Genomic DNA, 16,266 nt, shown 5'->3' with positions numbered 1-16,266 from the left:
CCCAGCCGCTACTCAGACGGCGAATTCGGGGGTGATCGATGGGCCGTCAGCGACGACGCGGCTCACCACGGCCGGCTGCCCGTCGAGCCATTGCAGCACGGCCCCGAGCGGCTGCGGCCGCTGATAGAGGAAACCCTGCCCGAGCCTCACGCCCATCTCACGCATGGCCTCGGCCTGCTCGGCGCGCTCGATGCCTTCGGCGACCAGGGTCAGCCCCAGCGTGGCGGCAAGCGATGCGATGACGCCGACGATGGCCTTGTCCTCGGCGCTGTCGGGGATCTCGCTGATGAACGCCTTGTCGATCTTCACCTTGTCGAGCGGAAACCGGCGCAGATGGGCGAGCGAAGAGTAGCCCGTGCCGAAATCGTCGAGCGCGATCGTGGCCCCCAGGCGCCGCAGGCGATGCAGCGTTTCGGAGGCGCTGGCGATGTTGTTGATCAGCGACCCTTCCGTGATCTCGAGCTCGAGCATCGATGCCGCGACACCGAAGCGCGCACAGGTCGCGTGCAGCTCGGCGGCGAGCGAGTGGTCGGCAAGCTCGGACGGCGGCAGATTGATCGCGATGCGCAGCTGCGGCCTGCCCGCAGCGGCCAATTGCTGCAAGGCCCGGCAGGCATCGGTCAGCACGTAGCGGGTCAGCCGCGCATTGTTGCCGCTGCGCTCGATCAGCGGCAGGAATTCGCCGGGGCCGATCACGCCGTGCTCGGGATGGCGCCAGCGGATCAGCGCTTCCAGACCGACGACCTCATGGCTATCGAGATCGACCTGGCTCTGGTACCAGATCTCGAATTGGCCCTCGGCGAAGCCGGTGGGAATTGCGAGCTCGAGATCCCTGCGGCGGCGATAGTCGCGCTGAAGCGCTTCGTCCAGCACGGCGACCGTGCCGGGCGCCTTGCTCTTGGCGTGATAAAGCGCGATGTCGGCGAGCGTCGGCAGATGCGACAGTTCCGGATCGTCGGCGTGGCGCACGGCAAGGCCGATGCTGGCGCGCGGCACCACCTGCTTGTCATGGAGGCGGATCGGCTCGGAAATGGCATCGAGCACGCGTTGAGCGAATGCGTGCGCGGCCTGCTCGTCGCTCACCTCGGGGCGAATGACGACGAACTCGTCGCCGCCGAGCCGGGCGACCCAATCCTCGGCTTCGACCGCGCGACGAAGGCGCTGCGAAATCTGGACCAGGAACGCATCGCCGGCCTCGTGACCGAAGGTGTCGTTGATGCCCTTGAAGTCGTCGAGATCGATGAAGCAGAACGCGACCAGCGTATCCGGCGCGCCTCCATTCTGGCTCGTCACGGCGAGGCGCTCGGTCAGGGAGCGCCGGTTCGGCAGCCCGGTGAGCGGATCGTGCGTCGCCATGTGCCCGAGCCGGTCCAGCGCGCCCGACGTCGTGTGCTGCATGGCGTTGAAAGCGCGCGCGAGCTGCCCGAATTCGTTCGAGGACGTGACATCGGCCGGATAGGCCCGGCCGTCCTGCTTGCTGCGCTGGATCGCCGACATCATGGCCGCGAGCGGCCGGCCGATGAAGATGTTGGCGGAGATGCGCATAGCGATCAGGGTCGCGAACGTTGCGAGCAGCCCGACGACGAGCAGCAGCATCAGGCGGCTGCCCGCATCCGCGTACAGCGTCGCACGCGAATACGCGATGGCGATGCGGCCGGCCTGAACGGCCATATTGCCGTTGCTGTAGTGGATCGGGTGCGAGACTTCGGCGACCGACTGGCCTTGGGGGCGTGCGACCACGCGGGCGATCGCAGCGCCGGTATCGTCATAGACGGCCGCCGCCGCAATGGTCTCGTCGTGCATGATCTCGTTGAGCACGCCCGTGACCTGGTCGTAGCGCATCTTCCAGAGCGGCTCGGCGATCAGCTCGGCCCGGCTCTCGGCGACGCGGGCCATGCGGGCGTCGAGTTGCCTGAGCTGCGACCAGAAGCTCGATGCCTCGACGCCGGCGGAGGCGAGCAATTGCACCAGCAGCAGAACGGGCACGGTGGCCCAGATCATCGCGTGGACGACCGAGCGCAAGCGCGGCGGCGCTGCCTGCTCGTTGCGATCCGGCTCGGTCATCGCCTCATCCTTGCGCATCAGTCGGCAACGCCTTCGGCGACCGGCAGCGACGAGATGAGCGCATCGAGGGAAAAGTCATATTGGCCGCAGCGCCCGGCCTTCGCCCGGAACCGCGCGAAGTCGATCCGGTCGAACGCACGGGTCTTGATGAGGTCGCCGACCGAAGCGAGATTGTCGCGCGTGATCGCCGACGTCTTGACCTCGACGCGGGGCGAGACGGCTGCAAAATCGCAGCCATCGGCATAATCGCGCAGGAGAATGACGGACCAGCCGCCGAGCAGGAAATGCCCGCCATCGGTCAGGAGCATGCGGCCCGCCTTGATCTCGCGCAGCGCATCCTCCGACCAGTTGAGGCCGACCACCTGGATGTTCTCGCCGGGCACGAGGCCGGCGGCGATCGTCGCGCGCAGCGCGCCGAGCGCCATCGGATCGTTTCCGGCCCAGATCCCGGCGGGCCGGATCTGCTTGCGCGCGGCCCAGCTCAGGTAGTTTGCCGTGACCCGCTCGGCCTCGGACTTCGTCCAGTTGGCGAACAGCATGCGGTCCACCACGACGTCGGACGCAGCATCCACCGCGAGCGTGAGGCCGGCGTTGCGGGCGATTGAGGCAGGCGTGGTCTCGTCGCCACCGATGCCGAGAATGTGGATCTTGCCGTCCGCGCTCTGCCATTTCTCGGCACGCGCCGCGGTGATCAGCGCATTGGCCATCCGCGCGCCCGCGGTCTGAAGATCGGTCGTGATGTCGCCGAGCCAGGTCTTGAGCTTTTGCCTGGGCGGTCCAAGGCGCACCGCGTCCTCGCCGATCAGCGTGTTCGAAAGCAGCAGCGTCTTGACGCCCGCGGCTTCGGCCGCCTCGAGGATGGGAACGGCGGCGGACTCCTCGTTCGACAGGATGAGGAAATCGGGCTTGTCGGGACGGGCCACCACGCCGAAGCCGAGCTCCTGCATGGTGCGGTGGTTCCGCTCGCTGGTCAGCACCTCGACATGCGCGTCGAGCTTGCGGCCGGCGGCCTGCATGGTCTGCGCGACCATGTCCCAATAGACCTCGCCGGACTTGCCGGGATTGACGAAGACGATGTTGAGCGGCTTGGCGATGCTACCGCCAACGGACCCGAAGACGCCGCAGGCCATGCCCGCCGCGAGCAATATTTGCAGGAATCTCGTCAATTTCGCCGCCCCCATTGGTTCCGAGATTGGACCCACGTCCGCTAAGAATTGGCAAAATCGCACCGGGCACAGCGGCGCAGGGCTAACGAAAGGTATATCTCCTCTGCCGAATTGAGATATTCGAAGCGCCGGCGATCGGCCTGCCAATCCGTGCTATCAACACATCTGAAACCCGCGACTCGCGCTTCCCATGGCCAAATCCACCCTCTCCTTCGTCTGCCAGAACTGCGGCGCGGCCTATAACCGCTGGCAGGGCAAGTGCGAGTCCTGCGGCGAGTGGAATACGCTCGCGGAAGAAGACACCAGCGGCAGCGTGCCGGTGTCGATCCGCTCCAAGCGCAAAGGAAGGACCTTCGCGCTGGAGAGTCTCGCCGGCAAGAGCCCGGATGCGCCGCGCCTGTCCTCGGGGATGACCGAACTCGACCGCGTCACCGGCGGCGGCTTCGTGCGCGGCTCGGTGCTGCTGGTCGGCGGCGATCCCGGCATCGGCAAGTCGACGCTGCTGACGCAGGCGACCAGCCTGCTCGCGCGCGCCGGCCACCGCGTCGTCTACATCTCCGGCGAAGAGGCGGTCGCCCAGGTGCGCCTGCGCGCCGAGCGGCTCGGGCTGTCGGACGCGCCGGTGCAGCTCGCGGCCGAGACCTCGGTCGAGGACATCGTCTCGACGCTGTCGGAGGGCGCGGTGCCCCGGCTGATCGTGATCGACTCGATCCAGACCATGTGGACCGACACGGTGGAATCGGCGCCCGGCACGGTGACGCAGGTGCGCGCCTCGGCGCAGGCGCTGATCCGCTTCGCCAAGAAGACCGGCGCCGCCATCATCCTGGTCGGCCACGTCACCAAGGACGGCCAGATCGCCGGCCCCCGCGTGGTCGAGCACATGGTCGATGCGGTGATGTCGTTCGAGGGCGAAGGCTCGCAGCAATTCCGCATCCTGCGCGCGGTGAAGAACCGCTTCGGGCCGACCGACGAGATCGGCGTGTTCGAGATGACCGGTCTCGGCCTGCGCGAGGTCACCAACCCCTCCGAGCTGTTCCTGTCGGAGCGCGACCTCGGCACGCCCGGCACCGCGGTCTTTGCCGGCATCGAGGGCACGAGGCCCGTGCTGGTCGAATTGCAGGCACTGGTGGCCCCGACCTCGCTCGGCACCCCGCGCCGGGCCGTGGTCGGCTGGGATCCGAGCCGGCTCTCAATGGTGCTGGCGGTGCTGGAGGCCCACTGCGGGGTCAAGCTGTCCGGCCACGACGTCTATCTGAACGTTGCTGGCGGCCTGCGCATCCACGAGCCGGCGGCGGACCTCGCCGCCGCCGCGGCCCTGGTGTCATCGCTGGTTAATGCACAGTTACCCACCGATGCCGTCTATTTCGGCGAAATCTCGCTGTCGGGCGTGGTGCGCCCGGTGGCGCAGACCCCGGCCCGGCTGAAGGAAGCGGCAAAGCTCGGCTTCCAGCGCGCCGTGCTGCCCGAATCGGCACGGGGCGAAGCGGGCGGCGACGCCGGACTGTCCCTGAACGCGGTGAACAGCCTGACGACACTGGTCGCCGAAATCGCAGCGCGGGGCTCCCGCCGGGGCGAATCCAGCGCACAGCCAGAGAAAAATGCCACACCGGCCAGATTCCGCCGTGGAGAGGGTTAGGTGGAGGTGACGCCGGAGGCCTCCGCCGCTATACAGCCGTCACAAAAGCAGCATGGGATTGCGTGGTTGCGGCCTTGCCGGGAACGCCGTCTGCCCTTCTTTTAGGGCAGCGGCCAAGCACCGATTCGCTAGAGCACCTTTGAAGTACGAGCGGACCAGACCAGCCGATGCCAGTAACCATCCTCGACCTGATCCTGCTCGGTGTGATGCTGATCTCGGGCCTGCTCGCGATGGTTCGCGGCTTCATGCGCGAAATCCTGTCGATCGCGGCCTGGGGTGCCGCGGCGATCGTGACGCTGTATTCGTTCTCGAAGCTGCTGCCGACCGCCAAGACCTATTTCAACAACGACACGGTGGCGAGCGTCGTCGTGGTGGCCGGCGTGTTCATCGGCACCCTGGTCGTGGTCTCCGTCATCACGGTCCGGATCTCCGACATGATCCTGGATTCGCGGATCGGCGCGCTGGATCGGACCCTCGGCTTCCTGTTTGGGCTGGCTCGCGGGCTTTTGATCGTCGTGGTCGCGTTCCTGTTCTTCACCTGGCTGGTGCCGGACAAGCAGCGCCCCGACTGGGTCAGCGGGGCCAAGTCCCGCGTCGTGCTGCAGGGAACCGGCGATTGGCTGATGGCCCTCTTGCCTGACGACCCCGAGAACACCATCTTGAAGAGATTCAAGAAAAACAAACCAGATGATGATCAAGCTGAATCCGAGCAGCAGCCTTCGGGCAGTGGCGACGGGTACAGTAAGTCGGCTCGTGACGGCATGAAAAAGCTGATCGAGAAACCTGCGGCGCGTTGATAGGGCCCCAAAAGAGAGGCGAGAACGAGATGCGACACCCTGACCAGGACGCCCTGCTTGATCTCGATCCAAACGCCGGTCCAGGCCCGGCGGCGCTTGAGCTTCAGGACGATCTGGAAGGCGATACGCTGCGCGAGGAATGCGGCGTCTTCGGCATCTACGGCCACCCTGATGCGGCCGCCATCACCGCGCTCGGCCTTCACGCGCTCCAGCACCGCGGCCAGGAGGCCGCCGGCATCGTCTCCTACGACGGCAGCCGCTTCCACTCCGAACGCCGCCTCGGCCTCGTCGGCGACACCTTCTCCCGCCGCGAGGTGATCGACCGCCTGCCCGGCAATGTCGCGGTCGGGCATGTCCGCTACGCCACGACCGGCGCGACCATCCTGCGCAACGTGCAGCCGCTGTTCGCCGAGCTCAATGCCGGCGGTCTCGCGGTCGCTCACAACGGCAACCTCTCCAACGGCCTGACGTTGCGCCGCGAGCTCGTCAAGAACGGCGCGATGATGCAATCGACCTCCGACACCGAGGTGATCCTGCACCTGGTGGCGCGCTCCAAGCGCGTCCGCTTCATCGAGCGCTACATCGACGCGCTGCGCGAGATCGAGGGCGCCTATGCGCTGGTCTCGCTGACCAACAAGAAGCTGGTCGGCGCCCGCGATCCGCGCGGCATCCGCCCGCTGGTGCTCGGCGAGCTCGACGGCTGCCCGATCCTGACTTCCGAGACCTGTGCGCTCGACATCATCGGCGCGCGCTTCGTGCGCGACATCGAGCCCGGCGAAGTCATCGTGTTCGACGAGAACGGCCAGGACATCCACAAGCCGTTCCCGCCGATGGCGCCGCGCCCCTGCATCTTCGAATACATCTACTTCTCGCGGCCGGATTCCATCGTGCACGGCCGTTCGGTCTACGAGGTGCGCAAGAATTTCGGCGCGCAGCTCGCGCGCGAGAGCCACGTTCCGGTCGACGTCGTCGTGCCGGTGCCGGATTCCGGCGTGCCGGCCGCGGTCGGCTACAGCCAGTATTCCGGCGTGCCGTTCGAGCTCGGCATCATCCGTAACCATTATGTCGGCCGCACCTTCATTCAGCCGACGCAGGCGATCCGCGAATCCGGCGTGCGCATGAAGCACTCGGCCAACCGCGCCGCGATCGAAGGCAAGCGCATCATCCTGATCGACGACTCCCTGGTGCGCGGCACCACCTCCAAGAAGATCGTGCGCATGATGCGCGATGCCGGTGCCAAGGAAGTGCACTTCCGCCTCGCTTCGCCCCCCATCCTCTATCCCGATTATTACGGCATCGACCTGCCCGACCGCGGCGGCCTCCTGGCGGCGACGCATTCGCTGGAGGAGATGCGCGAGCTCATCGGCGCCGACTCGCTCGCCTTCCTGTCGATCGACGGCATGTACCGCGCCATGGGCGAGCCAGGCCGCGACCCCGCTAATCCGAAGTTTGCGGATCACTGCTTCACCGGCGTCTATCCGACCCACCTCACCGACCAGACCCAGACCGAGCCGCAGCCGCGGCAATTGTCGCTGCTGGCCGAGGCGAGCTGACGCAAGGGCGCGCCGATGCAGCTGACCATCGCAATTCTCTGCGGAGTAATGTTGGTCGGCTTTGTTGTGTTCGCCTTCAGACAAGGCATGAAGGTCACCCCCGACGGCTCGGGAAACGGAACCAACAGCGACAATATTCAATCGGGCGGCGGTAGCTAAAGCTTGAGGGCCAAATTCCGTCGTGGCTGGGCTTGTCCCGGCCGTCCACGGCTGTAAAACCCCGCCATGACAAAGCCTCTCGCCAACCGTATCGCTCTCGTCACCGGCGCCTCGCGCGGCATCGGTTTCGCCACGGCAATCGCACTGGCGAAAGCCGGCGCGCATATTGTGGCCACCGCACGCACGCAAGGAGGGCTGGAAGAGCTCGACGACGAGATCCGCAAAGACGGCGGCAGCGCCACCCTGGTGCCGCTCAACCTCACCGATTCCGACGGAATCGCCCGTCTCGGCGCCGGCCTGCACGAACGCTATGGCAAGCTCGACATCCTCGTCGGCAATGCTGGCGTGCTCGGTCCCTCCTCGCCGATCGGCCATATCGAGCTGAAGACCTTCAACGACGTGATCGCGGTGAACGTCTCCGCGAACTTCCAGCTGATCCGCTGCATGGAACCGCTGCTCAGGCAATCCGATGCCGGCCGCGCCGTGTTCATCACCTCGGGCGCCGCCAACAAGGCCACCGCTTACGTCAGCCCCTACGCGGCCTCCAAGGCCGCACTGGAGACGCTGGCACGTGCCTGGGCGCAGGAAACCGCAAACACGAAGCTGCGCGTCAACCTGTTCAATCCGGGCCCGGTGCGCACCCGCATGCGGGCCACCCTGATGCCCGGCGAGGATCCGGCGACGCTCGACACGCCCGAGCAGGTCGCAGAATTCATCGTGCCGCTGTGCGCGCCCGACTGGACCGAGACCGGCAAATTCTACGATTACAAGAGCCGCACCCTGATGAGCTTCCGCGCGCCGGCCTGATTGCCCTCCGACGCCTTGGACGTCATGCCGGCGGTAATGTCCGTACCGCCGAGTTCGATACCGGAAAGCACATTTAGAATTTCAAGCCGACATCGAACGCGCTGAAATAGCGTCTCAACGCATTTTGCCCAAAAGTTAACCGATGGATGACGCTACGACGCAGCGTCATCCGGCTTTAGGTGCATTGCCGTCGGCCATGGGACACGGTAGAGCGTCAATTGGAATAAGGCTCCCGAAGAGAGCCGTCCGCATATTTGACAATGGAGGAAGCCTTTATGACGATGCCCGCACGCCGCGCCGCGGCTCTTCTGGCCTGTGCCGCTTTCGGCTTTGCCACATCCGCCTTCGCGCAAGACAAGACCATCAAGATCGGCGTGCTCAACGACATGTCGAGCCTCTATGCCGACATCGGCGGCCCGAACTCGGTGGCGGCAGTGAAGATGGCGGTCGAGGATTCCGGCCTGAAGGCCAAGGGCTGGACCATCGAGGTGCTCTCCGGCGATCACCAGAACAAGCCCGACATCGGCGTCAACATCGCCCGGCAATGGATCGACGCCGACAAGGTCGACGCCATCGCCGACACGCCGAGCTCCGGCGTCGCGCTCGCGGTGAGCAACCTCGTCAAGGAAAAGAATGCGGTGCTGCTCAATTCGGGTGCGGCCACCGCCGACCTCACCGGCAAGGCCTGCACGCCCAACACCGTGTCCTTCACCTACGACACCTACATGCTCGCCAACGGCACCGGCAAGGCGCTGACCAAGGCGGGCGGCGACAGCTGGTTCTTCCTCACCGCGGATTATGCCTTCGGCCATGCGCTGGAGCGTGATACCGGCGCGGTCGTCACGGCGACCGGCGGCAAGGTGCTCGGCGGCGTCAAGCATCCGCTGAACACGGCCGACTTCTCCTCCTTCCTGCTGCAAGCGCAGTCCTCCAAGGCCAAGATCATCGGCCTTGCCAATGCGGGCGGCGACACCACCAACGCGATCAAGCAGGCCGCCGAGTTCGGCATCGTCCAGGGCGGCCAGAAGCTCGCCGCGCTGCTGCTGTTCATCAACGACGTGCACTCGCTCGGCCTGAAGACCGCGCAGGGCCTGACCTTCACCGAGTCGTTCTACTGGGACCTCAACGACCAGACCCGCGAATGGTCGAAGCGTTTCCAGAAGGTCTCGCCCAAGGGCTCGATGCCCTCGATGACGGTTGCGGGCCTCTACGCCGAGATCCTGCATTACCTGAAGGCGATGGAAGCGCTCGGCAGCAATCCGCGTGACGGCGCCAAGGTCGTCGCCAAGATGAAGGAGCTACCGACCGACGATCCGCTGTTCGGCAAGGGCCCGCTGCGCCAGGACGGCCGCCGCCTCATCCCCGCCTATCTGTTCGAGGTGAAGAAGCCCGAGGAGTCGAAGGGGCCGTGGGACTATTACAAGCTGGTCGCCACCATCGCGCCGGAAGATGCGGCCAAGCCGCTCAAGGACAGCGACTGCCCGCTGGTGAAGAAGTAGGATCGTAGGGTGGGTTAGCATGCGGCTGCGCAAAGCGCAGTCCGCTGGCGTAACCCACCTCTTCCGCCTCCGCGGAAATGAAAGAGGTGGGTTACGCCTCGCGGTTTGCGCTTCGCGCGAACCGCGAGGCTAACCCACCCTACGAGACTGTCCTGGTCGCACCCAGCGACCGCACCGCGATCGCCACGCACACCACCATCAGCACCGCGGCGAACAGGAGCGGGGCGCCGGGCAGATGCAGCGGCGCGCTGGCGCCGATGAAATAGGAAAATGTCAGCGTGAACAGGAACGGGCCGACGAGCTGCGACACGCTCTGCACGCGGGGTTGCGCCCTGCAGCTGGCCCTGCTGATCCGGCGCGACGAGCCGCGTCGTCAGCGCTTGCGAGGCGGCACCAGAGATGCCCCACAGCGCCAGAATGGGAATCCCGAGCCACGATAGCGGTCCGGTCGGCGCAGCGCCGAGGACCACGAATCCGATCGCGCCACAGCAGAGGCCGAGCAGGAGCGCGTTGCGCTCGCCGAGCGCATGCACGATGGGGCCGATCGCAAAGCCCTGCACCACCATGGCGCAGATGCCGACCATGGCGAGCGTCAAGCCCACCGTCTTGGCATCCCAGCCGTAGCGATAGGTCGCGTAGAGCACGAAGGTCGAGGGCAGCACGACATGGGCGACCTGCGCGATGAAGTTGACGATCGACAGCGCGGCCAGCAGCGCGTCGGAGCGCAGCAGATGCAGCGCCCCGAGCGGATTGGCGCTGCGCCAGCGCAGCGGCGCGCGCTTGTCGGGCGCAAGCGACTCCGGCAGCACGAACAGGCCATAGAGCGCGTTGGCGAAGCTCAGGGCCGCCGCGGCCCAAAACGGCAGGCGCGGATCGATGTCGCCGAGCAGGCCGCCGAGCGCTGGCCCCAAAATGAAGCCGGCGCCGAAGGCCGCGCCGATCCGGCCGAAGACCGCCGCACGCCGTTCCGGCGGCGTGATGTCGGCGATATAGGCGAAGGCGGTCGAGATGCTCGCCGAGGTGATGCCGGAGATCACGCGGCCGATGAACAGCCACACAAGCGACGGCGCCAGCGCCATCAAGACGTAATCGGCTGCGAGCCCGAAATTCGACAGCAGCACCACCGGCCGGCGTCCGAAACGATCGGACAGCGCACCAAGCACCGGCGAGAACACGAACTGCATCAAGGCCCAGGCGGTGCCGAACAGGCCGAAGATGCGCGCGGCATGTGCGGTGTCGTTGTCGACGAAGCTTTCGATCAGCTTCGGCAGGACCGGCATGATCACGCCGAGCGCGACCATGTCGAGCAGGATCGTGACAAAGATGAAGGCGACCGCGCCGCGCGGGGCCGGCGCTGCGTCCTGCACCACCGCCTCGCCGGCACCGTCGCTCACGATGGCCGCTTGCGCTTGCGCGCGAAGGGATTGGCCTTCTCGCGCAGCGTGATGCGCACCGGCGTGCCCGGCAGCTCGAAGGTCTCGCGCATGGAATTGGTGAGATAGCGCAAGTAGGATTGCGGCACGGCGTCCGCGCGCGAGCAGAACAGCACGAAGCTCGGCGGCCGGGCCTTGGTCTGCGTGATGTAGTTCAGCTTCAGCCTGCGGCCGGAGACCGCCGGCGGCGGGTTGGCCTGGATCGCCTGCTCGAACCAGCGATTGAGCGCCGAGGTCGGCACGCGCCTGTTCCAGATCGCATAGGCGTCCTGGATCGCCTGCATCAGGCGATCGATGCCCTCGCCCATCAAGCCCGAGACGGCGACGATGGGCACGCCCTTGAGCTGCGGCAGCCAATGATCGGCATCGCGGCGCAGGCCGGAGATCGCGCCGCCGCCCTTGGTCTCCATCAGATCCCATTTGTTGACGGCGAGCACGACCGCCCGTCCCTCGCGCTCGATCAGGTCGGCGATGCGCAGATCCTGCTCCTCGAAGCGGTTCTGCGAATCCATCATCAGCACGACCACCTCGGCAAAGCGCACCGCGCGCAGTGCGTCCGCAACCGAGAGCTTTTCCAGCTTCTCCTCGATGCGCGAGCGCCGGCGCAGGCCCGCGGTGTCGAAGACGCGGAAATCGCGGCCCTTCCAGTTGATCTCGACTGCGATGGAATCGCGCGTGGTGCCGGCCTCGGGGCTGGTCAGCAGCCGCTCCTCGCCGAGCAGATGGTTGATCAGCGTCGACTTGCCGGCATTGGGCCGGCCGACGATCGCGACCCGGATCGGGCGCGTCGCGGCCTCTTCCTCGGAAAGCTCCGCATCATCCTCGTCCTCATCCTCGTCGACGGGTTCGGGCATTAGCCTCGCGAGCGCGTCGTAAAGCTCGCCCATGCCCTCGCCATGCTCGGCCGAGATCTGGATGGGATCGCCGAGGCCGAGCGCAAACGCTTCCATTGCGCCGGCATCGCCGTGCTTGCCCTCGCTCTTGTTGGCGATGAGCAGCACCGGCTTGTCGGCCTTGCGGGCGAAATCGGCGAAGGCGCGATCGGTCGGCGTCAGGCCGATGCGGGCGTCGACCACGAAGAACAGCGCGTCGGCCTGCGCGATCGCGGTCTCGGTCTGCTCCTGCATGCGCGCGGTCAGCGAGCCCTTGGCGCCCTCGTCGAGGCCGGCGGTATCGATGATGGTGAAGCGGAGATCACCGAGCCTGGCCTCGCCTTCGCGGCGGTCGCGGGTGACGCCCGGCAGGTCATCGACCAGCGCGAGCTTCTGCCCAACCAGGCGGTTGAACAGCGTCGACTTGCCGACATTGGGCCGGCCGATGATGGCGATCGTGAAGGACATCGGTCATTCGTGCGCTGCCGGGGCTGCGCCTGTCAATGCAACGGGAAATATTGTTTGAGCATGATCTTTTCGGAAAACCGCTTCACACTTTGCGCTAACGCGGCCCTCCGGGTCCGGATCATGCTCTAGCGCGAGAAGCTGCCGCTCGGCAGCGGTGCCGGGAAGGCGCTCTGCGATTGCTGCTGCGGGGGCTTGGTCGGCTGCGCCTGCTGGGTCGGCTGCGCCTGCTGGGCCGGCTGATCTGGCGGCGGCGCGGTGGTGCGCCTGCGGACGATCTTGTGCTTGGGCGGCGGAGCGGACGTCGCCGGCGCTGCCTCCGGCTGCGCCTCGCCGTCGAACTCGCCAGCGGGTGCTTCGGCTGGCGCAGCGGCCGTGGCGGGCTGCCTGGTCTGCTTTGCCTTGGCCCCCTTCGCCGGCTTGGCCGGCTCCGGCTCGGCAGGCAATGCCGCGACCGCAGGTGCATTGGGATCGGGCTGCTGCTGCTGTGCGCCTTTGTAGAGATCCCTCGGCACGCCCTGCTCGAGCCCCGGCACGCCCTCGGGGAAGACCGGCTTGCGGTCGCCCGGCAGCTTCTTCTTGGTGTCGAGGAAGTCGAGCAGATCGCTCGGATCGAAGCTGGAGCAGCCGCCCAGGGCGCCGGTGAAGGCGATCAGGAAGGCGGCTGCGATCAAGCGTGGCGTGCGGCGCATCTTGGTGTCTCGTTACGTCAGAGAACCGTCGTCAGCTTTTGGCGACGGGTGGCAACAAAGCCTGGAGCGCCTCGGCGCGAGAGCGCAGGCCGGGCGGCGTTTCGCCGTCTCCGTCAATCGCCTCGAGCCATTTGCGGGCTGCAGTCATGTCGTTGTTACGCCAGGCCGACAGCGCCAGCATCTCGCGGGCGGTGTGGCGGAAGGTCGATTTCGGCGCGGCGGAAGCTTCCAGCCGCTGCTGGATGTCGGCATAGCCGGCGCTGTCGAGCAGGAGCCCCGCGGCGCGGATCTTGGCCAGATCCTGCCACTCGCCGCCAATGCTGCGGTCGGCGGCGATGTCGTCATACATCTTCGCGGCCGCCTTGGGATCGCGGCTCGCGGCCTCGGCCGCAGCACGCAGCCGCGCCAGGGTGCGATAGCCGGACGGCGCCTTGGCGGCGAGCTCGGTGAAGGCTTTCTCGGCGTCCTCGTGCTTGCCCTGCTCGGACAGCTCGGCGGCCTTCTCGAAAGCGGCGCCGGCCGCGGCGGCCTTCTGGGCCTCCAGATACCTATAACCCTGCCAGCCACCGGCGCCGGCGACGATCAGCACCATCAGCGCGATGAAGTAGATCGAATACTTGTCCCACAGCTTCTTGAACTGTTCGCGACGTACTTCCTCGTTGACTTCGTCAAATAATTCAGACACTTATGCCAATCCCATGCCCGTCCGGGTGCGCGCGCCAAAGCGTTCGCGTCAGGAATCCCGTCCCCGTGTGGCGGCGAGGTAGCCTAACGATATGGCGGTGGCAAGGCAAAGCGAGCCCGATCAAGGCGTTAACCACCCGGGACATCCCGGATGCCCCTGCCCGGCTCAAGCTCCCAGCAGCTCCCGCAGCTGGCGCTTCAGCACCTTGCCGTTGGCGTTGCGCGGCAGCGGGTCTGCCGTGATCGCCATGGTTTCGGGAACCTTGTAGTCGGACAGGCGCTCGGCGCACCAGGCGCGCAGGTCCGTATCGGTTACCGGCTGTCGCGTCACCACCACGGCGTGGACGCGCTCGCCCAGCACCGGGCAAGGCCTGGCAATGATCGCGCTCTCGACCACGGCGGGATGGCCGGCCAGCACGGATTCGACCTCGGCCGAATAGATCTTCAGGCCGCCGCGATTGATCATGTCCTTCTGCCGGTCGAACACGCGAACGAAGCCTTCCGCATCGACCGAGCCGAGATCACCTGAATGCCAGAATCCGCCCGTAAAGCTTTCGGCGGTGGCCTTCGGGTTATTCCAGTAGCCCTTGATCACGGAGGCGCTCTGGATCCAGAGCTCGCCGATCTCGCCGGGAGGCAGCTCGCGCCCGTCCGGGCCCATCACAGCGATACGCGCGCCGGGACACGGCAGGCCGACGCTGTCGATATGGCGCTCGGTCAGCTCGCCCGGCATGATGGTCGAGGGCGAGGTCGTCTCGGTCGCGCCGTAGCAGTTCATCAGCTTCAGGCCCGGAATCTTCGCCTTGAGCTTCTCGATGGTGGCGACCGGCATCGGCGCGCCGCCGAAACCGCCGATGCGCCAGCTCGAGAGATCATAGCCATCGAAATCGGGCTGGAGCAGGCAGAGATTGTACATCGCCGGCACCATCACCGTGTAGGTGACGCGCTCGCGCGAGGCGAGCTTGAGGTAATCGGCGGCCTTGAACTCGGGCATGATGATCAGCGTCCCGCCGCAGCGGATCATCGTCGTGATGTTGGCGACGACTCCGGTGACATGGCCGAGCGGCACAGCTGCGATCGAGCGATCGGCTTCCGTCAATTGCAGGCAGGATACGAACACCATCGAGGAATGGACGATGTTGCAATGGGCCAGCATCGCGCCCTTCGGCTTGCCCGTGGTGCCGGAGGTGTAGAGGATCATCGCGGTGTCCTCTTCGCTCACCTCGATCGGTGCCGATGCCGGAGCGTTTTCGGCGAGCGAAGAGAAGCTCGACCGCGCGGCATCGTCATCGATGGCAATGCGACGGATCACATCGGGCACGTCCTTTGCGTCGGGCAGTCGCTCGGCGATCGAGGCCTCGTGGATCAGGATCTTCGCGCCGCAATCGGCGAGCACATAGGCGATCTCCGGCTTCTGCTGGCGCGTGCTGAGCAGCACGGTCACCAGCCCCTCATGTGCCGCGGCAAACAGCAGCAGCGGAAACTCGATGCGGTTGCCGAGCAGGATGGCGACGCGATCGCCACGCTGCAATCCGAGCTTACGCAATCCCGCAGCGATCCGTGCCGCCTGCTCCGCTGCCTGCCGCCAGCTCAGACGGACATTGCCGCAGATCAAGGCTTCGCCATCGGCATTGCGGCCGCGCGCCTCCGCGATCATCGCCCAGAGGCTCGATGGCCGATCGCAAAATGCCGGCACCACCCGCTCGCCAAAACGCGACTCGAGCCGCATCGGCGGGATCTGAGATTGCGACCAGTCCATGGGATGCCCTCGGCTTGTTGCTCTCGTTATCTTCCCCGCACGGTCAGGCGAGCCCCGTCTTGCGCCGATCGGCTAGACCCCGATCACGGGCACACCGATCACCACCGGATGGAAGGCGAAGGCCAGGGCCAGATAGGCGACCACGCCCACCGCGACCGCGATCAGATCGTTGGTGGGGCCGCCGACCGGAATCGGCGGGGCACCGGCGTCGGTGCGAGCTTTCAGCGAGATGCGGTCATAGACCGCCCAGGCGAGGAACGAGCCGAACAGGACGATGGAGCCGAGATCGCCATTGGCGAGCAGATGCGCCGCCGCCCACAGCTTGATGCCGGCCAGCATCGGATGCTTCAACGTCGCATAGATGCGGCCACGCATGTAGGACGCCACCACGAGGATGACTGCAGGCAGCATCAAGGCCAACGCGATGTGCTTCATCGCCTTCGGCGGATACCAGACGTCGATCCAGCCGGAGCTGCGGTAGTGGGCATAGCCCCAGATGATCAGCGCCAGCCCCGCGAGTGAGACCGCCGAATAGAGGAGCTTGTAAGTCCCCTCGCCCAGCCTCGCGATCGCCTGCGCGCGGGCCTTCCGTCTGGTTGTGAAAATATGGGATGCAAAAAACAGCACCAGCCCCAGGATCATGACCAGCAGACCCACGACATCCTCCCCGCAAAGCAGCC

Annotated in this window: 13 protein-coding genes and 1 pseudogene; 6 read left to right on the top strand and 8 right to left on the bottom strand. The window is 66.3% G+C overall.

The genetic code is table 11. From position 1 onward, the window contains the following. Positions 1 to 12 precede the first annotated feature (12 nt). Together I6F28_RS15240 and I6F28_RS15235 are read right to left on the bottom strand one after the other, a co-directional pair. Positions 13 to 2,064 carry a putative bifunctional diguanylate cyclase/phosphodiesterase gene (locus I6F28_RS15240; protein ID WP_524536103.1) on the bottom strand — a complete coding sequence of 684 codons (2,052 nt, stop codon included), beginning with the start codon at positions 2,062 to 2,064 and terminating at the stop codon, positions 13 to 15. Positions 2,065 to 2,081: 17 nt separating this feature from the next. Continuing rightward, positions 2,082 to 3,194: an ABC transporter substrate-binding protein gene (locus tag I6F28_RS15235; RefSeq protein ID WP_036000788.1), complete on the bottom strand. Its 1,113-nt coding sequence runs from the start codon at positions 3,192 to 3,194 to the stop codon at positions 2,082 to 2,084. A 226-nt stretch (positions 3,195 to 3,420) separates the two neighbouring features. Here I6F28_RS15235 and radA point away from each other — a divergent pair, with 226 nt between their 5' ends. From radA to I6F28_RS15205, 6 genes are all read left to right on the top strand, one after another. Beyond that, positions 3,421 to 4,866, top strand: a complete 1,446-nt coding sequence (gene radA / locus I6F28_RS15230; RefSeq protein ID WP_128262018.1) for a DNA repair protein RadA — start codon at positions 3,421 to 3,423, stop codon at positions 4,864 to 4,866. A 167-nt stretch (positions 4,867 to 5,033) separates the two neighbouring features. After that, positions 5,034 to 5,663: a CvpA family protein gene (locus I6F28_RS15225; RefSeq protein ID WP_036000794.1), complete on the top strand. Its 630-nt coding sequence runs from the start codon at positions 5,034 to 5,036 to the stop codon at positions 5,661 to 5,663. A 29-nt stretch (positions 5,664 to 5,692) separates the two neighbouring features. Then, the gene (gene purF, locus I6F28_RS15220) at positions 5,693 to 7,216 is read left to right on the top strand and encodes an amidophosphoribosyltransferase (RefSeq protein ID WP_225112248.1); all 1,524 of its coding nucleotides are present in this window, start codon (positions 5,693 to 5,695) and stop codon (positions 7,214 to 7,216) included. Between the two features lie 15 nt (positions 7,217 to 7,231). After that, a complete protein-coding gene (locus I6F28_RS15215; protein WP_225140235.1) occupies positions 7,232 to 7,375 on the top strand; it encodes a hypothetical protein in 144 nt (47 codons plus the stop codon). Positions 7,376 to 7,441: 66 nt separating this feature from the next. Continuing rightward, on the top strand, positions 7,442 to 8,182 hold the full coding sequence (locus I6F28_RS15210; RefSeq protein WP_225140234.1) for an SDR family NAD(P)-dependent oxidoreductase: 741 nt from the start codon (positions 7,442 to 7,444) through the stop codon (positions 8,180 to 8,182). Between the two features lie 275 nt (positions 8,183 to 8,457). Continuing rightward, complete coding sequence (locus tag I6F28_RS15205; protein ID WP_036000868.1) at positions 8,458 to 9,681, top strand: ABC transporter substrate-binding protein; 1,224 nt, start codon at positions 8,458 to 8,460, stop codon at positions 9,679 to 9,681. Positions 9,682 to 9,820: 139 nt separating this feature from the next. Here I6F28_RS15205 and I6F28_RS15200 read toward each other — a convergent pair. From I6F28_RS15200 to I6F28_RS15175, 6 genes and pseudogenes are all read right to left on the bottom strand, one after another. Beyond that, positions 9,821 to 11,075: pseudogene (locus I6F28_RS15200) on the bottom strand (TCR/Tet family MFS transporter). Further along, a complete protein-coding gene (gene der, locus I6F28_RS15195) occupies positions 11,072 to 12,454 on the bottom strand; it encodes a ribosome biogenesis GTPase Der (RefSeq protein ID WP_225140233.1) in 1,383 nt (460 codons plus the stop codon). Before der ends, I6F28_RS15200 begins: the two are co-directional and overlap by 4 nt. Positions 12,455 to 12,579: 125 nt before the next feature. Then, complete coding sequence (locus I6F28_RS15190) at positions 12,580 to 13,143, bottom strand: hypothetical protein (RefSeq protein WP_225140232.1); 564 nt, start codon at positions 13,141 to 13,143, stop codon at positions 12,580 to 12,582. A gap of 31 nt (positions 13,144 to 13,174) precedes the next feature. After that, positions 13,175 to 13,828 (bottom strand): tetratricopeptide repeat protein, encoded by a 654-nt coding sequence (locus tag I6F28_RS15185; protein WP_036022675.1) that lies wholly within the window; start codon positions 13,826 to 13,828, stop codon positions 13,175 to 13,177. A 165-nt stretch (positions 13,829 to 13,993) separates the two neighbouring features. After that, entirely contained in the window at positions 13,994 to 15,586 is a 1,593-nt protein-coding gene (locus I6F28_RS15180) for a class I adenylate-forming enzyme family protein (RefSeq protein ID WP_036022673.1), read from the bottom strand. A 72-nt stretch (positions 15,587 to 15,658) separates the two neighbouring features. Next, positions 15,659 to 16,243, bottom strand: coding sequence for an NnrU family protein (locus I6F28_RS15175; RefSeq protein WP_036022669.1), 585 nt, complete (start codon positions 16,241 to 16,243; stop codon positions 15,659 to 15,661). Positions 16,244 to 16,266: the final 23 nt, after the last annotated feature.

The organism is Bradyrhizobium sp. NBAIM14, from assembly GCF_020193895.1.
Taxonomy (GTDB): Bacteria; Pseudomonadota; Alphaproteobacteria; order Rhizobiales; family Xanthobacteraceae; genus Bradyrhizobium; species Bradyrhizobium yuanmingense.
The sequence above is the reverse complement of the archived record's forward strand: the minus strand, read 5'-3'. Positions and strand labels throughout refer to the sequence as shown.